Here is a 503-nt window from a genome sequence, read left to right as displayed (position 1 = left end):
GCTTCAGAAATGATGCAGTGTTGTTTTATCCCACCTTAGAAAATAGGACAGGAAAACGCGGACGTCCAAAATTGTATGACGGAAAGATTGATTTTGAAAATCTGGACATCACAAGATGTACCGAGTATAAAGTGAACAAGGGTAAACTTTATGGACTGAAAGCATACTCCAAAGCACTCAAACGTTTTGTGAGCTTAGCTGTATGGTATCCTATGGATGGAAGAACGGACAAATGGCAGCTGTATTTCTCCACGGACGAGATGCAGGATGCCAAGGAGGTTTTAGACTTCTACAGGACACGTTTCCAGCTCGAATTCTGCTTTCGCGATGCCAAGCAACATGCCGGAATGACGAACTGTCAGGCAACCGACTTCAGAAAACTGGCATTTCACTTCAATGCGTCACTTGCAGCGATAAACCTTGCCAAAGCTGCCTGTAAGAAGATGGGAATAAAATATTCCATATCATCATGCAAGTCAGTCATACACAATGCTTACATGCTT

General features: G+C 42.9%; 1 protein-coding gene. It reads left to right on the top strand.

Features of this window, described 5'->3' with window-relative positions:
• Positions 1-503: transposase (locus IE163_RS18055; protein WP_229833647.1), on the top strand; the 503-nt coding region annotated here is incomplete at both ends.

Origin of the sequence: Alishewanella longhuensis, assembly GCF_014653435.1 — a bacterium.
In the GTDB taxonomy this organism is placed as follows: Bacteria; Pseudomonadota; Gammaproteobacteria; order Enterobacterales; family Alteromonadaceae; genus Alishewanella; species Alishewanella longhuensis.
This window is presented reverse-complemented; position numbering and strand designations above follow the sequence as displayed.